Origin of the sequence: Catalinimonas locisalis, from assembly GCF_038039535.1 — a bacterium.
Classification (GTDB): domain Bacteria; phylum Bacteroidota; class Bacteroidia; order Cytophagales; family Cyclobacteriaceae; genus Catalinimonas.
The window spans coordinates 166070-187401 of record NZ_JBBPHP010000007.1 but is presented as its reverse complement, the minus strand read 5'-3'; the positions used below and the strand labels follow the sequence as shown (position 1 = coordinate 187401).

Genomic DNA, 21332 nt, shown 5'->3' with positions numbered 1-21332 from the left:
GATCCTGACAATGCACAAAGTGATCCCTTCAACCTCCTTGTTACTGTAAACTCTGTTAATGACGCTCCGGTGGCTTCTAATATCCCGCCTGTTAATGTTGTTGAAGATGCTGATCCTGAAACAATCACCCTTTCCAACTATTTCAGCGATGTGGATGACCCTACCCTAGAGTATTCTGTTGAAGGAAATACAAACACAGATTTAGTCTCTACTGCTATAGACCAGAATACCTCTGTACTAACGCTAAGCTTTACGCCTACCACTTCTGGTTCTGCCATCATCACGGTAAGAGGTACTGATGATGACGCGTTTGTAGATGCTACCATTAATGTAAATGTGAGTAACGTCAACAACGCACCACAGATCTCCGGCCAGGATAATATTACTATTGATGAAGATAACTCCTATACCATTGAACTGGATGGCCTGGAAGTTTCTGATCCTGACCATGATATCACAGAACTAACCCTCATTGTCCAGGATGGAGATAACTACACTAGAAATGGTAACACCATTACCCCTGTGGCTAACTTTAATGGAACACTCTCTGTACCGCTGACTGTCTCCGATCCTGACAATGCACAAAGTGATCCCTTCAACCTCCTTGTTACTGTAAACTCTGTTAATGACGCTCCGGTGGCTTCTGAGATCCCCGATGTGGATGTAGAAGAAGATGCTGAAGATGAAACCATCACCCTATCAGACTATTTCAGCGATGTGGAAGATGAAACACTGGATTATGCAATAGTAGAAATCGGCAATGAAAATCTGCTCACCGCTACTCTTGATGAAACTACTTCTGTACTGACCATCAGCTTTAATGAGAACGCTTCCGGCACCACCACGATCACAGTGTCTGCCGCCGATGATGAAGGCTTGTCTGCTACAGCTACAATTAATGTGCAGATTACAGGTTCCAATGATGCGCCTGTGATTACTGACCAGAATGAAGTCAGCACCAATGAAGATGAAGATTATCAGGTTTTACTTACTGACCTGATTGTCAATGATCCTGATAATGCTTATCCCGCCGGTTTTACCTTAAGTATCGGAGAAGGGGAAAATTATGAGATTGTTGATGGTACTACCATAAGGCCTGCTGCCAACTTTAATGGAACCCTCAGTGTGCCGGTTCAATTGACTGACCCTGCAGGGGCAAGCAGCAATATATTTGGCTTATCAATTACTGTTAACCCTGTCAATGACGCTCCGGTAGCTTCTACCATAGAGCCATTGGAAGTAGTGGAAGATGCAGCTCCGGAAACTATTGACCTGAGTCCATATTTTACTGACATTGACAATGAAACACTCACATATTCAGTAGTATCCAACTCCCGCCCTAATCAGATTACTACCCAAATTACTGATGCTACTTTACAGATCTCTTTTGGCGCCAATTTTAGTGGTACTGCAACACTTGCTATTCAGGCGAGTGACGGAGTAGCTGTCACCGACCCCAATCTTTCTCTACAAGTTGTTGTAACATCCGTAAATGATGCTCCTACCCTTACCGTCAATGAGGTAGGCATTAGTGGTACTGAAGATACCCCCATCAATTTGGAGACACTTCTTTCCGAAAACAATAGTGTGCTTAATGTTACTGACCCTGATAGTAATTACCCGGAAGACTTCTTTATTGAGGCACAAGATCCGAATGAAACGAACAATTACACCCTCAATAATAACAGAAATGTTGTAATACCAGCTGAAAATTTTGATGGAGACCTTTTTGTACCTATTCGGGTAAACGATGGCAATGCCTACAGTGCTTACCAGACATTAAGGATTAGACTTAATCCGGTCAATGATCGTCCTCAGATCTTTATATCAGCAGAAGAACGCAACTCAGCTATTCAGTTTAATCGTGGAGATAATCCGGTGAGTATTACTTCTTCCCTTACCATTAACGATGTGGATAACATCAACATGTCTTCTGCATCTGTATCTTTCGTTGAAAATGGTCCGCTATTTTATTCACCGGATGAAGATGAACTTCGTTACCCAACACAAATAGGTAATATCAGCGGGCAATGGGATGCAGCAAATGGAGTACTCTCGCTGGTCGGGAATGCAAGTATCAACGACTACCGAGATGCTTTCAGAAGTATAACTTATTTTAACAACGCGGCTACTCCTACCGCACTGCCCCGGCAGCTGATTTTTGTCATTAGTGATGGTTCGCTGGAAAGTAATGAAGCTAATGATGTGAGGTTCATCAGGGTGGAAGATTCTAATCTCCCCCCCGAGCTTACAGACTTCAGTAAGCAGGTGCCGGAAGATGAATCTCTTGTACTTACTGCTAATGATTTTGCAGATAATTATGCTGATGATCTTGATCCATTTGACAATTCCATTTATATCACCCGGCTACCGGACCCTTCCAAAGGTGGACTGGTAGTCAATGGTGAACTCATCACTGACAGTGATCTTAATCCGGCTACCGGAGGTTATCTGATAGATTTTGATACTAACCCGGAGTTCATATATCAGCCCGAATCAAATTTTAATGGTACAGATTCTTTTGAGTGGACAGCTTTAGACAGCGAAACTCAAGCAGGTTCACTAATCAATTCGGCCAGTGTAAGTATTACTGTACTACCGGTAAGCGATCCACCCACCATCAATGCTCCTTCTTCCATCACCGCCAGTGAAGATGCTATCTTCAGTTTTTCTAATACACGCAGTATTACCATTGAGGACATTGACAATAGTAGTGACAGTATTACTGTGAGCCTGGCTGTACAGGAAGGTTTGTTATCATTTGTAAATGAAGGGGTATTAGCATCCATCAACTTCCTTGAGGGCAGTAGCACTGATGCCGCCAGCATGAGATTTAGAGGAATATCTTCTGATATTGATAATGCACTCATCAGCTTACAATATACAGCACGTACTGATTTTAGTGGCACTGATATATTAAGCATTACTGCCAGAGACCCACAAAATAATACAGCCAGTGCTGAAGTAAATATTATCATCAATTCAGTAAACGATCTGCCTTCACTGACCAATATAGAAAGTGAACCGCTCAGTTATACAGAAAATGATGAGCCCTTACAACTGACTGAAAACATAAGCATAGAGGATCTGGAGAACGATAATATCGTGGCGGCAACCATATCTATTGCTGAAAACTTTGTAGCTGGCGAAGACCGTTTAGGGTTTACGCCCACAACGGGTATTACCGGACGTGTCAGTAATAACCGACTTATCCTGACAGGGAATGCTTCTATTGAAGCATATGAAACTCTGCTAAGAAGCATTACTTATGAAAATCTTAGCGAAATGCCCCAGACAGGTGTCCGCAAAATCAATTTTCAGGTAACTGACGTAGGGAATGGCTCCAGCAACATCGTTTCCCGCTATGTAAACATTATTCAGACTGACGACTCAATTCAAATTACTGAAGTAGAGAGCAGTCCCTTGCCATACCGCCCGGGAGACGCGCAGCAAATCCTTACTGAATCTATCGTACTCAGTGATGCTGATGATAATAGCCTGACTACCGCCATTATTAGCTTCGCCAATGACAGCTATAATGCCGCTGAAGACAGCCTGATCTTTGAATCAGATGAGTTTGAAGTAAACTGGAATGAAGAAGCAGGCACCCTGATCATTGCGGGAGAAAACAGCATAGAAGCCTATCAGAATGCTCTGCGTGCTGTTCAATATATCAACACTTCTGATACACCCACTTCGGGCAGCAAGTTTATCCAGTTTGCGGTGTATAGAAATGGTGTAGCCAGCAATGTAGCAATCAGGGAAATTACAATCATCATCAATGAGTTGCCCCTGCTGACAGACTTTGCGCTAAACCTGCTTAAGAACGACAATTATAATTTTAGCGCAGAAGACTTTGCAAATCACTATAATGATCCTGATAATTCCTCCGAAAACCTTACATTTGTAAGATTAAGGATTAGCAAACTGCCCAGTAGGGGCCAGTTGCTCTTTAATGGAGAAGTAATTACTCAAGAGATACTGAATACTGAAGGAGCATTGGAAGTGAGTACAGAAAATATTGGTCAGTTAACATATCAGCCTGAAGATAATTATGTGGGCCTTGATAGTATTGAATGGAATGCATTTGACAGTGAAGCTTATGCTATGACAAATGCTACTTTAACATTCAATGTTACTGATCTTGCAGTGAATGCCGGAGCAGATGTAGAAACCTGCCAGGGAGACCCTGTAATGCTGACAGTTGAGGTCGGTGGCGGAAGTGGCAACTATACTTATTCATGGACTTGCGACCAGGCTGACTGCATGATAGATAATGCCAATGCTGCTGAAGTGAGTGTATCTCCGGACAGAACGACTACCTACTTCGTAAATGTAACCGATGAAAATGGTGTAACATCCAATAGTGATACGATCATCGTAAATACCTTAGAATGTTATGGGCTTCCCCTTAGCATTCCTACAGCTTTTACGCCTAATGGAGATGGTCCTAACGACAACTGGATAATTACCAACATAGAGACTTACGAAAGCCAGGTAGTAGAAGTGTATGACCGGTACGGAAAGCAGGTGTTTTTCTCAGAGGGCTATCAACGGCCCTGGGATGGTTCCAGAAATGGTCAACTTTTGCCTGCGGGTACTTACTATTATTTAATTAAGCTTAACGATGGTGAGCAGTATCATCGGGGATCTGTAAGTATTCTTAAGTAAGAACATGATTGTAAAAACACTACTTCAGCAAATTAGCAGCGCTATTTTTTTCGTTTGTGCATTTTTTTATGCAACCGGAATTGCAGCCCAGGGTAACCCTCCCACAATCAGCAATACCGGCACTGCAGCCATCAACTATCAGGAAGGCAGTACGCCCGTAACTTTATCATCCAATATCATTATTGAAGATAGTGATAGCCAGAATATGCTGCTCGCTACTTTCTCTTTTGGCGGAAACTACCAGAGCGATCAGGATACCCTTGTAATTAATCAAACCGAAAATATCAAAGCACATTTTGATGAAACCAGCGGTACATTAAGACTATTGAGCCTTTCGGCGAATCAGGGAGTAAGCATTGCTCAGATGCGGGCTGCTATGGCATCTGTAGGATATAGCCTTACCACAGATAACCCTAGCAGTAGAAGTGTCACTGTAAATATTAGCGTAACTGATCTGGAGGGAAATCAAAGTAACACTGCGAGCCGCACTGTTAATGTCAGCAATACCAACGATGCGCCTGTAATTAGTAGTAGTACAACTTCTTCAGAGAATATTTCCAATGATGACAAGCGGATTTTCGATGATGTAGAAATTACAGATCCTGATAATGAGCAAATGTCTCGAGTAGAAATTGAGATTGTAGAAGGGTTTAATTCTCCTGAAGACAGGCTATTCATTAGAGGTAATGATGGGAACTTGAACATAGATGAAGATACACCACAAAAAATAGTATTATCTGGTGCAAGTGAAATCAGAACATATGAAAATGTGATAAGGAATTTTTTTTACGGGCACCAACCTATTTTTACATTTAGAACCGTTGGAGTTAGAAGAATAAATCTACGTGTATTTGACAGCAATAATGAAGCAAGTAATACCATATCTAGAATATTTGTAGTTCAGCCTATTCTTGGTCCACGTATTAACCTCCCTCCATCATTGAATAATTTTTCAGTAACAACCAACGAAGATTCTGAATATACTTTTTCCAACCCCAATGATGAAGATTTTGTAGATAACTTCAATGACCCTAATGGATCAAGCTTGGGAGGTATTATCATTAGTGCCTTACCTAAAGTGGGTACACTCTTGCTTAATGGTAACCCAATTAATAATCAGGATATCATCAACCGTACCTTAATCACTCCTGATCAAATCAGTAACCTGGCATACAAGCCTCCTGTAGGATTTAATGGTACCGATGAATTTGGCTGGAATGCTACGGATGGAAGCAACTTCGCTGCTAATCCCGCTAAAGTATTTGTACAGGTTCTGCCGGTCAACCAGCTACCTGAACTCAGCTTACCCACTAATGCAGACGTGGAGGAAGATACGGCTACCCCTATCTCCGGAATCTCGCTCACTGATCCTGACCAGGATGAAATGAGAGTGAGGGTCTCCGTCAGCGATGGTAGCTTGTTTTTAACTCCCAAGGCTGTTGAAGATGAGCTTGTAGATTTTATCTCCGGCACTAATAACGGAGAAAGCGACATCGTCTTTACCGGACCAGTAGAACTGGTAGCCTTCGCCCTGAGTGGTTTAATCTACCAGCCAGATGATGGCTTTTCAGGAGATGATCAGCTTAATGTGGAAGTGGACGATAACAACGGAGGCACAGCCAGTGGAAATATTGCCATCAATATTCTTATCATCAATGATGCTCCGGTACTGGCTAATATAGAAAACAACGCAGCTGAATTTGAAGAGAATGAAGAGCCCATCAGAGTCACTAATACTTTGACGGTAACCGATGAAGAAAGCAATCAGATCAACTCAGCTACTATCACGATCACTGAAGGCTACGCCGGAGAAGAAGATGTATTATCATTTAATGCTTCCGATGGGGTTACGGGTAATTATTCAGAGGGTACCCTTACACTGACCGGCAATGCCAACCCTTCGGTATACCAGAACATCTTACGAACAGTAAGTTATGTGAATACCAGTGAAAACCCATCTGCCGAGAATAGAGTGATTAGCTTTACAGTTACTGACAATGGCACGCCCAATGCTACCAGCCAGCCGGTAAATCGTACCATAGAGATAAGCCCCGAAAACGACGCTCCGGTGCTGGCCAACCTTGAAGAAGCCCCTATCAGTTATGACATTCTGGACAATGATCCCGTAGCCATTACAAACGCATTGACCATTACTGATGTGGACAATGATAATTTGAACAGTGCTACCATTGCATTTGAAGATGGTTATGATGAGGGTAATGATCAACTTTCGCTCACTGCACAAATTGGTAATATCACTGCGGAATGGGATGAGGATGACGGGGTACTCACCCTGAGTGGAGGAGGCACCAAAGCACAGTACCAGCAGGCTATCAGAGGTATAACCTATCAGAGAAATGGTGATGAGGATGACGAGGATGAGAGTAAGCTCATCTCCATTACTGTTTCTGATGGAATTGACGAAAGCAATACACTGAACAGAGAAATTATCATTATTACCAATGATCCACCAGTTGTCAGTTCATTCAGTAAGACGATTGATGAAGATGAAGCCCTGGGTTTTGTAACAGAAGATTTCCCTTACGAAGATCCTGATAATGGGCCAAGTACGGGTTTGCAAAGCATTGCGATCACCAGCTTACCTTCCAATGGGGTGCTGGTAGTAGCTGAAGACACGATTACTGCTGAAGATATGGAAAACAGCAATAACAGCTTCGGAGTCAGTGCTGATCAAATCAGTGTCCTACAGTATATTCCCAACCCAAACTTTTCAGGCAGTGACAGTTTTGGCTGGAATGCTTTTGATGGTGCGGAATATGCAGAAGAAGATGCCCAGGTAAACATTACAATCACTGCTCAACCTGATGCACCTATCCCAACTGATTTTACTGTTTCTACCCAGGAAGATCAGAGCTTTGCGTTTACTGCCGAGCAGTTTACCAATGCAGCTACTGATCCCGATGGGGATGCTTTAACCTCCATTGTTATTCGTACCATTCCTGAAAACGGCACCCTGCGCCTGAATAACATCAATCTGCCGGCAAACAGCGAACTTAGCCTCCAGGAAATCGGTAACCTCAGCTATCTGCCCAACGAAAACTTCAATGGTCAGGATGCTTTCACCTGGTCTGCATCGGATGGGAGTGTATTAAGTGAACAAAGTGCCCAGGTAGTGATCAATATAAGCCCACTTAATGATCCCCCCATCATCAATAGCTTTACCAAAGCAATTGGTGAAAATGAGGTTGCTTACACTTTTGCGGCAAGTGACTTTACTGAAAACTATCTGGATATAGAAAACACGCCACTCAACTTTATACAAATTACTTCTTTACCTAACAATGGAAGCCTGTTGCTTAATGGGTCAGCAGTTGAAGCAGGTGCTTTGATCAATGCGGAGAATATCAGTAGCCTTACTTATCAGGCAGCAGAGGATCAGGAAGTAGGTATTATTAGTTTTGGATGGAATGCTTCTGATGGAGCCAACCTGGCTGCCGAAGGCGCGAGAGTAACGATCATCATTGGTACAGGAGTTACTAATTTCAGCATCAGTACAAATGAAGATACCGAATACAATTTCAACCTTTCACTGTTTGCCAATAATTACGGAAACCCCAATGCCCAGATGCAAAACATCAGGATAGAAGCGCTTCCGATAAATGGTTCTCTTTTGCTAAATGGCGAGAATGTAAATGTAGATCAGGAAATCGAGGCAGATGCTATCAATCAGCTGACTTATATCCCTAATGAAAACTATTTTGGAGAAGACAGCTTGGTATGGAATGCCAATGGTGGCGATGCTTATGCACCTGTACCCGCACAGGTCCTGATTACTATAGCGTCCGTAAATGATCTCCCTGTCATTGAGCCTGTGGCCAACTTTACCCTGCTGGCTGGTGAAAGCAGTGAAGCCCTTGCAATCAATATAAGTGATCTAGAAACCGAGGCTGCTGACCTTACTGTAACTGCTACTTCCAGCGATAATGCTATTATTCCTAATGATCAAATTACTTTGGGAGGAAGTGGAGCTAACCGAACTTTAAGTCTGACAGCCAATGATGAAACCAGGGGAGAGGTTGTGATTACGGTAACCGTATCGGATGGAGAGGCGCAAGCACAGCAACAGTTCACCGTATCTGTAGTTCCCTACCTGATAAACCTTGCTGTGCAAGATGTGCTTGACTTATGCCCTGAACAGGAAGAAACTATTTCGTTAGATATTACAGGAGGAGAAGCCCCATATACCTTGGAAACTGAGTGTGATCAAGAGAATTGCGAGCTTGTATTCTCGGATGGTAGTGTTACACTTAGCCCTTCAGTAACGACTACCTTTTATCTGACTGTAGTAGATGCTAATAATATTCGCAGCAATGTGGATACTCTGACAGTAAATATCAATGACTGTACTAACCTTACTTTAGATATCCCTTCGGCATTTACACCCGACGGCGATCAGGTCAATGATCTGTGGGAAATTGAAAATATTCAGTATGCCAATAATGTAGTGGTTGAAGTGTTTAATCGTTACGGAGAGTCTGTCTTCCGTTCAGAAGGATACCAGCAGCCGTGGGATGGCACACAGGGAAGTGCTATGATGGCTGTAGGAACATATTATTACGTGATCAATGTAGATGGTGGTTTACAATCGTACAAAGGATCAGTTACCATACTCAGATAATTAACAGAGGATGAAGAATTTATACACAAAATTCGGAATTATAACGGTTGTATTGCTGTCTGTAGCCTTAGAGGGTATGGCGCAGCAGTCGTTCAGATTCAGTCAGTTCTTTCAAAATGCAGTTACTTTTAACCCTGCCGTATCAGGTTCGGAAGAATTCGTTGATCTGAAGATTGGTTATCGTCAGCAATGGTCTGGTCTGGATGACGCTCCCCAAACCTACTTTATCAGTGCGCATGCTCCGCTGGGAAAGACTGAGAAAAGTTACGGGTTCCAGAACAATTCGCTCCGCATCAGTGACCCTAGCATGTATACGGAACTGGCTAATGCCAGAAACCTTTTAAGAAACCGGATTACTCACGGAGTGGGAGGTTATATTGTCAACGATATGCAGGGTATCTTCCAGCAAACCAATGGCATCCTTACCTATGCCCTGCATTATAATGTGGGTAATACCGTATTATCATTTGGCGTGGGAGGTGGCTTGAATAGTCGCCGCCTGGATATGGATGGTATCACGGTAGGCAACACCGAAATTCCTGATGAGACTTATCAGGCCTACCTGGCTCAGCAGGGACAAATTACCAACATAGATTTAAACGCAGGTATTTTTGTCCGTAACGAAAACTTTTATTTTGGGTACTCTGCCAAGAGACTTCTGCAGAATGAGCTTTTTGCTACCATTGATGCTATAGAAGCTACCGAAGAGATTGAGCACTATGGTATGCTGGGCCTACGATTTGATGTCAGCAACACACTCCTGATCACTCCCGGAGCGTTTATCAAATATACATCCAGCGGTTCTCTTTTGTACGATGTCAATGTAAGGGTAAAGTATAATGAACTTGTTTGGGTAGGAGCTTCTTATAGAAATACCGAAACGGTAATTGCTATGGCAGGTATCAGCCTGAACAACTTAATCAATCTGGGTTACTCTTATGATCTGGGCATAGGAGATATCAATGATTTCCGCTCAGGCGTACATGAGATCGGCTTAGGATTTATGCTGTTCAACAAGCAGGACACTTCACCCTATATGTGGTAATTAGAAATTTTAAGATTATGAAAAGGGCATTTATTAACATATCATTCTTACTACTTGCATTGCTGACTTCAGTAGCTGTATATGGGCAAAGGTTGTATTTTGAAGCCTCCACACCACTTTCTGATACCCTGAACTCCAATGCAGAGGAGAGCCTCCCTATCTATTCAGAGCAGGATAGTACCCTCTTTTTTGTAAGAACCCTGTATGCACAGAATACTGGCGGCTTACTCTCAGGACAGGATATATGGTATACAAAGAAAGATACTGCCGGAAGGTGGACAGAACCTAAAAATGACCTGAGCAAATTCAATAATGAAGGGAACAACGCTATTGTAGGCATCAGCAGTTCAGGACGCACAGTTTATCTGCTCAATGACTATGGTACCGAAAACTCACAACAGGCGGGCTTGTCCCTTTCGTTCAACAGAGAGCAGGACTGGAGTACTCCTAACAAAGTTTCTATTCCCGGCATAAACAATAAACAAGGAAACTTCTACAGCCTGTATATGCACCCTTCCGAGGAAGTAGCCCTGATTTCTGTACAGCTTGACGATTCACAGGGTCAGGAAGATTTGTATGTCAGTACCAAAGATCCTTTTACCAATGAATGGTCTGAACCTGTACACCTGGGGCCTACCATCAATACGGAAGGCTTTGAAATCTCCCCTTACCTGACTGCCGATAAGCAGACCCTGTTCTTTTCCAGCAATGGTCACCCCGGTTATGGTAATGCCGATGTTTTCGTAGCACATAGAAGAGATACCAGCTGGACCAACTGGACTAGCCCTGAGAACCTGGGAGATCAGATCAACTCCGCTGGTTTTGATGCTTATTTTACTGCCAAAGAAGATAATGAAGTCTTTTTTGTCAGTAACCGAAGGGGAAACTCCTCCGATATTTATACCTCAAGAATTATTACTGAAGAGGAACGGCAAAGAATGCTGGCTCAGCGTGTAGAGGGCGGTGGTAGAGGTGCTGAGATGCTTAACCGAAACAATACTTCGGAGATCGGAGGCCTGGATACTGAGACACAAGCCCTGCTGGACGAGACCAGAGCACTACTGGATGAGTTCAACCGGATCAAGTCAGGGGAAGGCTCCGACAGTAACAGCAATGCAAGCGATACCGGCACTGGCAATAGCAGTAGTTTTGCTTCGCAGGAAATGCTGTTTCAGCTTAATTCTACTGATATTCAGAACCAGTACCAGAATACGCTGAATATTGCAATAGAAACCCTCCGACAAAATCCCAACCTGAAAGCCGAAATTGTAGGGCATGCGGATGATACCGGGGGTAAAGATTATAACCTTAAGCTATCCATAGACCGAGCCATTGAGGTGAAACAATACCTGGTGGAAAACGGAATCAGTGAAAGAAGGATCATCACCTATGGTAAAGGTTCTACCCAGCCGGTGACGAACAATCAAACGCCTCAGGCAAGGCAGAAAAACAGAAGGGTAGTCATTTCATTCATTTGATATTAAGCCGGTCTTCACCGGCTTTTTTTTGCTTACTTTCTATCTAATTGCCCTCCTTTGGAAATAAGGTGCCACACAGGCCTTGGTTTCTTTCTGAGCATTGTGATAAAATCATTCTGCTTTATCTATTCCTAAATAAGTCCTGTCTCAGAAATGAGGTGTAGGTGTTTCATTAAGCATCGGTAAATGAAAGTCCCTGCACATGCACTGCGATCTCAGCCAGGGAATTTATACATATCTCATCCCTGCTTTCCACTACAGTCACATTTCAACATTCATTTCAACCTCCCTTCTTCCTAAATATTAATAGGTTTACTACATCTCATAAGCTCAGATATTGACTGGGCGGTAGTGTTGCAGTCACAGAGGAGTTGCTTCCGTCAGGATAGACTGAGAGGTCAATAGCATAGCACATAGCTTTTTAACACTTTAACGCTGGGGAGACAGAGCAAATGAGGCTGATAAATAACATAATAGCCCGGGGAAGCCCAGGTTCTCATCGCATTTGTTAGTATGCTGTTAGGGGAAACTAACGAATTGGCTTCATTTATTAGTTTTCCCAGTAGGGAAAGCCATGTTTTAGTACCGTTTGCTCACCTTCCCCGCTGGGGCATGTAATGTATCAGTCCAAAACCTGGGCTTCCCGCTAACAAAATCCTGTATATTGGGAGTATTTGTTAGGCTCCCCTAACAGGAATACGATCAATCTGCGCTCAATTCTCTAATGGAGCTCTGTCCACTGCCATATTTGTTAGTGTGAATAACTATGCTTCATGTAGGGAAACAGTGCATTGGACAAAAAAATAGTGCGCTCCGGCTGCTCTCTGCACTATATCGTTTGATAACACTTCTTACTGAGACAAACAAAAAAGCTTAAAAGAGCTAATTCCCCTATTGATTAGCATGAAAAAGTAGCCAAAGCAGAACAATCTTAAAAATAACCCAAAGTTAACATGACCTTTTTTCAGGCTGGAACTGTTCTTGTTAACTTTAAACCTTATAGAAAACTAAATTTTATCATTCTGAATAAGGATACACACAAAGGACTAGGTTTTTTGATCATCGGCGACTGGGGTAGAGAAGGCTCCGCTGAACAGTATGCTACCGCTGCGGAGTTAGCCCGACAGGCTGAATACAAGCAGGCGGACTTTATCATATCTACCGGGGATAACTTTTACGACAATGGCGTGGAAAGTACCCGGGACCCACTGTGGCAGATTAGCTATGAGAGGGTTTACCATCAGCCTGCTTTACAGATTCCCTGGTATTGTATACTGGGCAATCATGATTACCGTCAGAGCACTTCCGCCCAGATTCTCTATACCCGGCAAAGCAAAAGGTGGCATATGCCTTCCCGCTACTATAGTGAGTACATGAAAGTAAGCGAAAACAGCGATGTGCATTTCATCTTTACGGATACCACCCCTTTTATCGGCGAGTACTGGGAAACGGAAGACCATCCCGAAGTACTGATGCAGAAGCCGGAAGAACAATTGATCTGGCTGGAACAAACGCTGGCAGAAAGTAAGGCGAAGTGGAAGATCGTAGTAGGTCACCATCCGGTATTTTCCTCCAGCCCCATGCATGGGGATACAGAAGAGTTGGTCACTCATTTTCTTCCGCTTTTTGAGGAATATGGCGTGGATGCTTACCTCTGCGGCCATGAGCATGACCTGCAGTTACAGAAACCCGATGGTAATATCATGTATCTGGTATCCGGGGCTGGCTCAGAAGTCAGAGCAACTGACCGTAAAGAGATGACCGTGTTCAGCTCATCTGATCAAGGCTTTGCCTATATGCAGTTGGATGATAAGAAGATGGATATCGCGTTCATCAACAGTCAGGGCCAAACTATTTTTAACACCAGCCACAGTCCGGTGGAAAGCAGGCTCTCCAAAGCTTTGGGCTGATTAATACAGCCTGAATCTGTAAATTGCCATTTCTTCCGTGACAGTTTGGACAAAAAAACTATCTTTGCTGCAAACTTAGCAGGCTATGTCATTGATGAATTATATGGTTTGGGCGGCAGATCCTGACCTTGCAACTTTTTGGGGCTTAACAATTCGCTGGTACGGGCTACTCTTTGCCAGTGGGTTCCTTATATCGCAGCAGATTCTTTTTAGGATATTTAAAGCTGAGGGCCATAAAGAGTCTGATGTGGAGACGCTCACGGTCTTCATGGTCATCGCTACCATCTTAGGAGCGCGCCTCGGTCATGTGTTGTTCTATGAACCCGCTAAGTATTTATCAAACCCCATTGATATCCTGAAGATATGGGAAGGCGGACTAGCCAGTCATGGGGCGGCATTCGGTATATTATTCGCCCTCTATCTGTATAGCAATTATGACATTCGCTTCAATTTCTTTTCAAAAGAAAAGGGCGTCTTCAGGAAGCAGGCTCGTCCTGGTCAAAGTTTTCTATGGGTAGTGGACAGGATTGTGATCGTGGTGGCCATGACAGGTGCGCTAATTCGCTTCGGTAACTTTATGAACTCGGAAATTGAGGGGCTTCCTACTTACAGTGATTACGGGGTGATTTTCGCCTGGAATGCCAAGGATGCCATTCTCAGTAGCAGTCCGGCAGTAGATGAGGTAGAAGTTTCAGAAGATGAAGACAGGGTAATTGCAGAACCGGTTGGCGAGGAATATCGCCCGATCGTCTTTACCATTAAATTCAGAAACGCTGATTACCCTGAAGAGGAAATCCGTTCTTATCTGGATAGCAGAGTCAAAAGTCTTTTCACCAATTACCAAAGCATTCGTCGGCACATCTACGAACCGGCGGGCACCATGCTTCATTATACGCTCTCTCAGGATCGGGGAGCCTATGTAGCTGAAGTGCATACCTATGGCATACCTCGTCATCCCGCCCAGTTGTATGAGGCAGGCACATCGTTCTTACTGTTTTTATTTCTGCTCTTCCTGTGGAGTAGAATGAGAGAGAAAACCCCGGAAGGCTTACTACTGGGACTTTTTCTGGTAATACTGTTTGGTTTACGCTTCGTACATGAGTACTTCAAAGAGAACCAGGTAGATTTTGAAGATGCCATTCCCCTCAACATGGGGCAGTGGCTCAGCATACCTCTGATTCTGGCAGGTATTATCCTGCTGATCCGTGTGTATAGCCGATCAAAAAAACGGGTGCACTAGCTTCTAATTACGGGAAACTTGTGATTCAGGAAGATAAAGCTTAAGGGTTTGTCCGCTGCGAATGATATTGTCTTTCATAGCGTTCCACTCTCTGATCTCACTAAGACTCACGCCGTAGCGTTTAGATATGCCGTTCATGGTCTGTCCGCGGACCACTTTATGTTCATGCAGCTTTAAATCTGATGACTTGGGTACGACTTCCCTTAAAACCTGGGCTGTTCTTTTTACTTCATCCTCTACCGGATAGCTGGCAGTCAGGCTTTCGTTCTTCTCTTCAAAGATCGCCATCTTGTGCATGGGCAGCACCAGCGGCCACCCTTCCCGGGAAGAAGGAATTCTATTCTTGATAAGTGCGGGGTTCAGAAATTCAATCTCTTCCTCCTGCATTTCCAGGTCGTCGGCAAGCTCATCAAAACTAACTTCATGATACACTCTGACTGTATCCACAGCCTGGAAAGGAAGGTTGGGAAACACCGGCCTGATATTATGCTCCTGCGGATAACGGTTTAGATATACCAAAGCCATGAAAGCGGGTACATAACTACGCGTTTCTGCCGGAAGATATTTATTGATTCTCCAGAAATTACGGCTCCCTCCTGCCCTGACGATCGCTTTGTTTACATTACCAGGGCCACTATTGTAGGCGGCAAGCGCCATCGGCCAGCTTCCATAGATACCTTGCAGCCGATCAAGATAGTTGAGCGCGGCGCGGGTAGAGGCATAAGGGTCTCTCCTTTCGTCCAGATAATCGTTGATCTCTAACCCTAACCACTTACCGGTACGATAACGAATCTGCCATAAGCCTACCGCTTCCATATTAGAACGTGCGTCAGCGTGCAAGGCAGATTCTACCATCGTCAGATACTTCAACTCCTGGGGAAGGCCTTCTTCCATTAAAGCCTGTTCTATAAAGGGAAAGTAGAGCATGCTTTTTCCGATCATACGTTCCGTGAGATCTTTCTTTCGGATGCCGTAAAGATCTATGAAGTTTTCTACCTGCTCATTAAATACCAGATCAACTTCAGAAGTCATGTTTGCAAACCGCTGCCTGTATACGGAGTCTGGATAACTTACCAGCTCATCATCGGCAAAACCATAGGGGTTTTGGTGCAGCGTATCAATCTGGGCATAAAAAAGATTATTGGTAGCGCTATCCAGATAGCTTGCGGTAAGCTTGGGTAAGGGTTTCTGGTTACTTTCTACATCACCAAACATGGAGATGATGGTATCAAAAGTACTGAGTTCTTCTCCAGCGGATGCCGATCGTCTTTCCGGAGGCAATGTATCTTTGTTAATGTCTGCTGAAGAAATACTTTGATTTACTTCCGAACAGGCACTAAAAAAAATAAAAAACAGGCTTAAGCTAAAAAAATAACATGTTCCTTTCTTTTCCATATCATATATATAAAGAGGTACTCTTTAAAAATGTTATGGATGACTTGCAGTAATTCTGATTAAAACCCGGCTTAAGCTCATTTGCAAAATAATCTGCTGCTATTTCAGGTCATACCATTGAATATTTTGCAGGTTTTCACGACGTCCCTGCTGCTCGGGGGCATAGTGTTCAGCCAGGTAATCCAGAATTTCGTCTTCGTTTTCACCCAAATCCCATAGTTTCTGGGTCTCCTGCATCCATACTATCATGCTTTTCCAGCCTTCCCGGCTCGCTCTGTTTTGCGTGATAAGTTTAGCCGAATGACAGCCGGTACAGTTGCCCACCACCAGCGGCAGGGATTCATCCACTACCAGGCCGGTAGCCTGGTCAATACTATCTGCCTGATTGAGTTGTAGTGTGTCTGACTGGGGTACCTCTGCATTGCCCCGCTCCGGTGACTGGCAAAAGCTGAGCATTGCGGATAAAGCAAAGAAAATAAATGCGGAATATACGTTTAATACTTTAAGCATAACTTCTTTTTTTATACCACCATTACAGCAATGCGGTGGCATGCATTGTTCAGATACCCTTTAGGATTCCAGCCGGGCACCAGCATAGGCTGCATGTTTCCTTCACTATCCTTCGCTCTGGCCCATACCTCATAGTATCCTTTTTCGGGAAAATCAATATTTGCCTGCCAATGCTGCCAGGCCAGGCGGTTTTTAGGCGCCTGCAGATTACAGGACTGCCAGGTAGAACCAAAATCAATAGAATAGTCTACCGCTTCTACTGAAAGATCTCCTGCCCAGGCATGCCCCCGAATAGCTAGCTGCCGCCCTTCATTGATACGGGCACCTGACTTGGGATACGTAATCAGCGATTTGACCGGCATGGATTCAATAATACACATTTCTTCATCAGGCACTTTTGTACCCGGTGCTACCGGCTTGCAAGGTACTCTGTAGGAATCTCCTCCCATCTTGGGTCCATCATGCACCTGATTGCGGATCACAATCCTGCTGAGCCACTTACCCGAAGTAGAAGCAGGCCAGCCTCCGAAGACCAGACGTAGGGGATAGCCGTTCATGAGGGGTAAATCTTCACCGTTCAAAGCCCAGGAGATTAGAGACTCATCTTCCAGCGCTTTGTGCATGGGTACTCCCCGGGAGATCACTACTTTCTCAGGATCATTGCTGAGGTGGGTATCCTGCCCATAGTAGCCTATATATACTGCATCATCTTTGATTCCCACATCATTCAACACATCTTTGAGCCTTACCCCTGTCCATTCTGGGCAGCCCACTGCTCCGGTAGTCCACTGATTTCCTTTAGCGGAAGGGTTAAACTCACTGCGACCATTACCTCCACACTCAATGGTAAGTTGGTAAGTATAGTTTTTAAATTTGCTCTTTAACTCTTCTAAAGTATAGACCTTTTTCTGCTGGGCTGACTCTCCTTCAATGGTCAATGTCCATTGACTCAGATCAATGTTTTGGGGTGGAATACCATTGTTACGGATAAATAATGTTTCAGCGGTTGTAACAGCATCATCCAGCAGGTGCGGCGGGGTCTCTACATTCCAGGGGCGATCATTCAGGACCACCAGGTCAGGATGTTTTCCTTCTAAAGTAAAAGGGTCAGCACGATCTGCGAGTGCTGCCGGAATAAGGCCGGCTGGCATATGATGGGCATATACTACTTTCGCTCCCAACACAGCACTCATGGCTGCCAACGCACTTTTTTTCAGAAAACCTCTTCTACTCTGAGGGTCGCTCTCTCTCCCCCATAGCAATCTATCGGCCGCAAGTGGATCTTTACTGTATAGCGCATGCAAACCGATACGCTCTTTGTTATTTTTCATGTATATATCTTTCTAGACCCTTAATTTATTAATAATTGTTTTTTTTGCAGGAAAAGGCAGTAATTATCTTTAATACGAATTGCTCAGTCACTATAGTATGCTTTTTGATTTCAGATTCATATGGTAAAAAGAGTTTTTTTTATAAGCATTTTTCTACTCACTCTTATCTTTCTGGGCAGATTACTTGCTCCCTCCTGGTATCGTTTTTTGGCAGTAGATCAGCCGGTGCAGGATGCACAAGTATTGTTGGTAGAAGGGTGGGTATCGGAGTCGACACTGAAAAAAGCCGCGCAAACTTTTTTAGAAGGTAATTACTCAAAAGTAATCGTAGCCAGCATCCTGTTTCCCAATGAATATGGCCTGAATTCTACAGGTACCTTGGTATTTAACATCCATCAAAAGGCAAAGTATGATTCGCTGTTTATCAAGGCCCATAGCGAAAAAGTAGGAGGAGCGTATGCCCACATGATGGTTATGGTAAATGATGACACGGTGGGTGAAACTTCAACTACGGAACAAGTGCAAAAATATGCATTACCAATCCCTGGCCATTTGGATTCCATACAGCAAATCAAAATAACTTTTACCAATGACTTTTTTGACTTTGCACAGCATGCAGATCGCAACCTTACGCTTGACAGCTTGTTTTTGGATAACAACTTTATCCCTAACCGTACAGAAGAAGTCTATTTTGACAGAGGCAAAATTGATGGTATAAGTACCGAAAAAGCTTATAAAAGTCGTGCTGGATCATCTGCTGATTACCTGATTGAATTGGGAGTACCTACAGATGCTATTTATATCATCAATGCCCCCCGGGTAGAGTATAATAAAACCTACACTACAGCCAAAGCAGTAGCTGCCTGGATGCAAGAGAATAACTTCCAGGAAAGGCGCATGAACCTTATATCAGAAAATGTACACTCCCGGCGCAGTTGGATGCTTTTCAAAAAGGCTATGCCAGACAAAACTGAGCTTGGTATCATCTCTTCTTCCAGATTTAAAAATGACGACACAAATTGGTGGAAAAATCGGGGCAGAAGAGCCTACGTGATTAGTCAGACGATAAAGTTTTGGTATGCAGTTTTATCCTACTTATTTATATAAACATTATTTATCAATAAGCAGTAAGAGTTTTTTAAAAAAATGGTATCTTAAGGTATCTACTTTTTTACCTCAACTTTTCGTCTATGAAAAAACTTATACTGTTTGTTCTTATTTCATTTCTTAACATATCGGTCTGGGCGCAGGGGTTTAACTGGGGGCTCAATGTAGCTCCCGGCATCTCATATCGTATTGGGCAGACCCATGATATTACGGATTATGCCCAGTCTGTACAAATCGGTGAAGAACCTATGTACGTATTTGATTTTGGGATGGATATGCGAAAAAGCATCACAAAAAGGCTAAGCATAGGTACTGGTATTTTTTATTCTCAAAAAGGTTTTTCTAACACCCACGTGGCAGCTGCCTATGACGATCCACACCTGAGCAGAAGGTACATTCTGGATTTTGTTCAGAATTACCTGGAAGTGCCTTTTTACTTCACCTATAGTGTTTACCAGAATGAGCAGTTTGAGTTTTATCCCATGCTTGGAATAAATAATAGTATGCTTTTATCTGAAAAAAATAGTATTTCCACAACCAGTGGAGAGATAAGCGAGGAAACAATGAAAACACTTTCCAAACCCTACCTCAGCAGTGCCAAGCTTCATAACCTGGGTGTGCTGGGAGGCGTGGGCATTATGGGTGCGGTAGATAGTAAAACTGCAATTGGGTTAGAAGCTATTGGAAAAGTTATGCTTACCCCCCTGGAGGATCACTTTACTGCTACACGTCGGTACTTATATTCCTTCAACCTTAATTTCAAATTTGTCAGGAAAATTCGCTAATTGGTGATTCAAATTAGTTTAGCGAAACACATTATGCGTATCTCTCATTTTCTGGTAATTATTTTGTCTCTCTGGAGTTACTCCTGTGCCAGCAGTCAATCCTTAGAGATAGTAGACAAACCCATTATCTTTGACGAAGAGAGAAAAGACTTGTCGCTGGAATATATGAAATCCCACTACGGGATTGAGGCAGAAGAACCTACCATTGAGCCCAGCATGATCGTCGTTCACTGGACAGCCATACCAACTTTTGAAGGTTCTTACAATGCATTTTACAATACAAAACTTCCCTCTTCTCGTACAGGAATCAAGGGCGGAGGTGCTTTAAATGTCTCAGTACCCTACCTGATTGACAGAGATGGCACCATTTACCAACTCATGCCTGATACTGTATTTGCCCGACATGTGATTGGCCTTAATCATACTGCTATAGGTATTGAAAATGTGGGCGATGGCGATCAGCATCCTTTGACTGAAGCCCAGTATGAAGCTAACAAAAACCTTATCCGACATCTCGCAAAAAAATATGATATTGACTATGTGATTGGGCATCATGAATACCAGCGATTTAAAAACCATCCATTATGGCTGGAAAAAGATCCAGATTATCTAACTGAGAAAGATGATCCGGGAGATGAATTTATGAACCGACTGCGTAGTGATTTGAACAACCTCAACCTCAAGCCCTTGCCTGAGGTGAGTCCTAAAAACCAGCATACGCCTCAAAACCTCCAAGAGGGTATTCAAGGCCAAGTCATCTGGCTGGAAGGAAATTTAATGCCTACTATTCAGGAAGAAGCAACTGATTCCTCTAAACCTCAGGGCGAGGGCGTAGTAAGAACCGTCTATATTTATGAACTTACTCATCGTGATGAAGCTAAGTTTCAGGATGGCTTTTTTACTGAAGTGAATGAGGAGTTAATAAAAAAGGTAGAAAGCAATGAGCAGGGCTATTTTTCCGTATCTCTTGCTCCCGGAAAATACTCTGTACTGATACAGGAGGAAAAGGGCTTATACGCTAACTTATTTGATGGTGAGGGCAATATTCATCCGGTACAGGTGTATCCGGACAGTGTCAGTCACATTGAAGTAAAAGTTGACTACAAAGCTGTGTACTAATCTGCAAAGAATTCTAGCCATTTTACCTTTCTAAACTCAGCTTATCGCAATTTTGTCGCGGCAAAGAAGTTAATAGAATACCATATGCTCATAAAAATTTGA

General features: G+C 43.4%; 12 protein-coding genes. 9 read left to right on the top strand and 3 right to left on the bottom strand.

Annotated features, from left to right (window positions below; translation table 11 throughout):
• The 6 genes from WJR50_RS11910 to WJR50_RS11885 all read left to right on the top strand — a co-directional run.
• On the top strand, positions 1-4671 hold a 4671-nt coding region (locus tag WJR50_RS11910; RefSeq protein ID WP_341293501.1), incomplete at its 5' end, for a tandem-95 repeat protein.
• 4 nt (positions 4672-4675) lie between these two features.
• Complete coding sequence (locus tag WJR50_RS11905; protein WP_341293500.1) at positions 4676-9310, top strand: tandem-95 repeat protein; 4635 nt, start codon at positions 4676-4678, stop codon at positions 9308-9310.
• A gap of 10 nt (positions 9311-9320) precedes the next feature.
• Positions 9321-10355, top strand: a complete 1035-nt coding sequence (locus tag WJR50_RS11900; protein WP_341293499.1) for a PorP/SprF family type IX secretion system membrane protein — start codon at positions 9321-9323, stop codon at positions 10353-10355.
• A 17-nt stretch (positions 10356-10372) separates the two neighbouring features.
• Complete coding sequence (locus WJR50_RS11895; protein WP_341293498.1) at positions 10373-11833, top strand: OmpA family protein; 1461 nt, start codon at positions 10373-10375, stop codon at positions 11831-11833.
• 953 nt (positions 11834-12786) lie between these two features.
• Entirely contained in the window at positions 12787-13743 is a 957-nt protein-coding gene (locus WJR50_RS11890; RefSeq protein ID WP_341293497.1) for a purple acid phosphatase family protein, read from the top strand.
• Positions 13744-13828: 85 nt separating this feature from the next.
• A complete protein-coding gene (locus WJR50_RS11885) occupies positions 13829-14983 on the top strand; it encodes a prolipoprotein diacylglyceryl transferase (protein WP_341293496.1) in 1155 nt (384 codons plus the stop codon).
• A gap of 3 nt (positions 14984-14986) precedes the next feature.
• Here the strand turns inward: WJR50_RS11885 and WJR50_RS11880 are convergent, their stop codons facing one another.
• The 3 genes from WJR50_RS11880 to WJR50_RS11870 all read right to left on the bottom strand — a co-directional run bounded on the left by WJR50_RS11880 (position 14987) and on the right by WJR50_RS11870 (position 18219).
• A complete protein-coding gene (locus tag WJR50_RS11880; RefSeq protein ID WP_341293495.1) occupies positions 14987-16378 on the bottom strand; it encodes a lytic transglycosylase domain-containing protein in 1392 nt (463 codons plus the stop codon).
• A 99-nt stretch (positions 16379-16477) separates the two neighbouring features.
• Positions 16478-16888, bottom strand: coding sequence for a hypothetical protein (locus tag WJR50_RS11875; protein ID WP_341293494.1), 411 nt, complete (start codon positions 16886-16888; stop codon positions 16478-16480).
• A gap of 11 nt (positions 16889-16899) precedes the next feature.
• A complete protein-coding gene (locus WJR50_RS11870; RefSeq protein ID WP_341293493.1) occupies positions 16900-18219 on the bottom strand; it encodes a sulfite oxidase in 1320 nt (439 codons plus the stop codon).
• A 120-nt stretch (positions 18220-18339) separates the two neighbouring features.
• Here WJR50_RS11870 and WJR50_RS11865 point away from each other — a divergent pair, with 120 nt between their 5' ends.
• From WJR50_RS11865 to WJR50_RS11855, 3 genes are all read left to right on the top strand, one after another.
• Complete coding sequence (locus tag WJR50_RS11865) at positions 18340-19326, top strand: carbohydrate-binding domain-containing protein (RefSeq protein WP_341293492.1); 987 nt, start codon at positions 18340-18342, stop codon at positions 19324-19326.
• 83 nt (positions 19327-19409) lie between these two features.
• Complete coding sequence (locus WJR50_RS11860) at positions 19410-20111, top strand: outer membrane beta-barrel protein (protein ID WP_341293491.1); 702 nt, start codon at positions 19410-19412, stop codon at positions 20109-20111.
• Between the two features lie 33 nt (positions 20112-20144).
• Positions 20145-21230, top strand: coding sequence for an N-acetylmuramoyl-L-alanine amidase (locus WJR50_RS11855; protein ID WP_341293490.1), 1086 nt, complete (start codon positions 20145-20147; stop codon positions 21228-21230).
• Positions 21231-21332: the final 102 nt, after the last annotated feature.